Below are 2,938 nucleotides of genomic sequence, written 5' to 3' on the forward strand. Positions count from 1 at the left end.
ACTCCAGATTGGTGTGGCGGGCGCGCATGGCCTCCGGCGAGGCACCGGTCAGCGCCCTGAGCTTCAGCACCATCACCTCGAAGAGCAGGAACAGCGCGCCCTCGAACAGCGACCCCATCGGCAAGACGGAGGTCTTTGCCGTGCCCTGGTCGCTGGCCATGGTCTGCGCCGGAATGAGCAAGGTGAAATCGGCGCGCTTCGTGGCGCTGCCCTCGGCCTCGGCGGTGAGCAGCAGCACCTTTGCGCCTGCGGCCCGGGCAACCTGCATCAGGGTCAGCACCGTGGTGGTCTCGCCCGGTCCGGAGCTGACCAGGAAGACATCGCCCTTGCCGAGCGGCGGTGTGGTCATGTCGCCGACCACCGATACCGACAGGCCGAGATGGTAGAGCCGCATGGCGAAGCCCTTGATCTGCAGCGCCTCGCGGCCGCAGCCATAGACGGCGATCTTGCCGGCGCCGGCGAGCAGGTCGCAGGCGGCGTCGATGCGCGCCTCGTCCACCTTCGCCAACACGTCGCCGAGCTCGTTCAGCGCGATCGCGAACAGATCCGTGCCGGCGCCAGTCATGCGCTTTCCACCTTTGTGCGCGCCTCGAAACGCAGTGGCGATCCTTGCTTCACGCTTTCCCCGAACAGCTTGTTTTTGTTCATGCTATCACCGCGAAAATGCGCGTCCAACGGTCGTCAACGCTTTTGCTGTGCCACGGGCGTGATAGTGTCATGTCAGACAAATCAGCCCCAGGAAAACTCCACGACATGAAGACACGGCATTTCGACCGCATCGGCAATGGCGGCATCGACTTTACCGAGCTCGGCTTCGGCACGGCGCCGCTCGGCAATCTCTACCGCGCCGTCTCCGACGAGGACGCCCATGCCACGCTGGAAGCGGCCTGGAACACCGGCTGCCGCTACTTCGACACCGCGCCGCTCTATGGTCTCGGCCTGTCGGAAACCCGGCTCAACCCGTTCCTGCGCGGCAAGAAGCGCGACGACTATGTGCTGTCGAGCAAGGTCGGGCGCCTGATGCGCGCCTGCCCGCCGGATCAGCGCACCGGCATCGGCAAGTTCTTCGACACGCCGTCGCGCCAAGAGGTCTACGACTATAGCTATGACGGCGTCATGCGCTCCTTCGAGGCTTCGCTGGAACGCCTCGGCGTCGACCGCATCGACATCCTGTTCGTCCACGACGTCGATATCTTCACCCATGGCAGCAAGGAGGCGTCCGACCGTCGCATCGAGGAGTTCATGTCCTCCGGCTATTACGGGCTGCTTTCGCTGCGCGACCAGGGCGTGATCAAGGCCTTCGGCGGCGGCATCAATGAATGGCAGGTCTGTGAGGCGCTGGCCGAGCGCGGCGATTTCGACCTTTTCCTGCTGGCCGGGCGCTACACGCTGCTGGAGCAGGAGGCTTTGCAATCCTTCCTGCCGCTCTGCCAAAAGCGCGGCATCGGCATCGTGCTCGGCGGCCCCTACAATTCCGGCATCCTGGCGACGGGGCCGAAGCCGGGAGCCTTCTATGATTATTCGGAGGCGCCGAAGGAGGTGCTCGATCGCGTGGCGCGCATCGAGGCGGTCTGCAAGCGCCACAGGGTGCGCCTGATCGAGGCGGCGCTGCAGTTCCCGCTGCAGCATCCGTCCGTCGTGTCGGTAATCCCCGGCGGTCAACGGCCGGCCGAGGTCGAAAGCAACCGCGCGCTGCTCGACGTCAAGCTGCCCGCCGCCCTGTGGGTCGACCTGAAGCAGGAAGGGCTGCTGCGCGCGGACGCGCCGACGGGCTGATCCGCCCTGCTGGCGATGGGCAAAAGAAAAGCCGGGCAAGCCCGGCTTTTCTGATCTTTAAAGAAAAAGGTCTTAGTTGACCGCGTCCTTGAGGCCCTTCCCGGCCGAGAATTTCGGCACGGTGCGCGCCGGAATCTTCACTTCGGCGCCGGTCTGCGGGTTGCGGCCGGTCGAAGCAGCGCGTTTTGACACGGTGAAATTTCCGAAGCCCACAAGCCGGACATCGCCGCCCTTCTTCAGTTCGCCAGTGATCACGGAAAACACCGCATCGACGGCTGACTGGGCGTCACCCTTCGAAATGCTCGCGGCATCGGCGACAGCGGACACCAGTTCGTTCTTGTTCATCAAAATTCCCTTCCATGAGAAAACCGGAACTTTCGACTCATCCGGCAGGAAACGGACTTTAGAAAGAAGCGTTCCTGCAACCAAGTCGAAAAAGCGGAAAAAATCCGAAAAAAGCCCGGAATTCCGGGGTTTTTCACATTAAAAAGCCGGGCGCGAGACCCGGCTTTCGTTTTGTGCGCTGCAACTTTAGCTAAAACTAATGCGCAAGCGACTTTCCGGCATCGTCGCCACTGTCGGCCGCGGCCGGCGCGTTTACCGGCTCGACCCACTCGATCGCCTCCGGCATCCGCACCAGCGCGTGGCGCAGCACCTCGCCGACCCGCGAGACCGGAATGATCTCCATGCCGTTCTTCACGTTGTCCGGGATCTCCGCCAGGTCCTTGGCGTTGTCTTCCGGGATCAGCACCTTCTTGATACCGCCGCGCAGCGCGGCCAGCAGCTTCTCCTTGAGACCGCCGATCGGCAGCACCCTGCCGCGCAGCGTGATCTCGCCGGTCATGGCGACATCGGCCTTGATCGGAATGCCGGTCAGCACCGAGATGATGGCGGTCGCCATTGCCACGCCAGCCGACGGGCCGTCCTTCGGGGTTGCCCCCTCCGGCACGTGGACGTGGATGTCACGCTTGTCGAACAGCGGCGGCTCGATGCCGAAATCGAGAGCACGCGAGCGGACATAGGAGGCCGCCGCCGAGATCGATTCCTTCATCACGTCGCGCAAATTTCCGGTCACCGTCATGCGGCCCTTGCCGGGCATCATGACGCCTTCGACCGTCAGCAGCTCGCCGCCGACTTCCGTCCAGGCAAGACCGGCGACGAC

4 protein-coding genes are annotated in these 2,938 nt (G+C 63.8%); 1 reads left to right on the top strand and 3 read right to left on the bottom strand.

The window, feature by feature from the left end; genetic code table 11:
• A partial coding sequence (hxlB, locus tag EN742_RS30235) for a 6-phospho-3-hexuloisomerase (RefSeq protein ID WP_128333624.1) occupies positions 1 to 565 on the bottom strand: 565 nt, incomplete at its 3' end.
• Positions 566 to 753: 188 nt separating this feature from the next.
• Here hxlB and EN742_RS30240 point away from each other — a divergent pair.
• Positions 754 to 1,776: an aldo/keto reductase gene (locus tag EN742_RS30240; RefSeq protein ID WP_126054892.1), complete on the top strand. Its 1,023-nt coding sequence runs from the start codon at positions 754 to 756 to the stop codon at positions 1,774 to 1,776.
• A gap of 72 nt (positions 1,777 to 1,848) precedes the next feature.
• Here EN742_RS30240 and EN742_RS30245 read toward each other — a convergent pair whose 3' ends face one another.
• On the bottom strand, positions 1,849 to 2,121 hold the full coding sequence (locus EN742_RS30245) for an HU family DNA-binding protein (RefSeq protein WP_006201846.1): 273 nt from the start codon (positions 2,119 to 2,121) through the stop codon (positions 1,849 to 1,851).
• Positions 2,122 to 2,317: 196 nt separating this feature from the next.
• A partial coding sequence (locus tag EN742_RS30250; protein ID WP_281035021.1) for a S16 family serine protease occupies positions 2,318 to 2,938 on the bottom strand: 621 nt, incomplete at its 5' end.

Origin of the sequence: Mesorhizobium sp. M4A.F.Ca.ET.020.02.1.1 (genome assembly GCF_004022645.1) — a bacterium.
Taxonomy (GTDB): Bacteria; Pseudomonadota; Alphaproteobacteria; order Rhizobiales; family Rhizobiaceae; genus Mesorhizobium.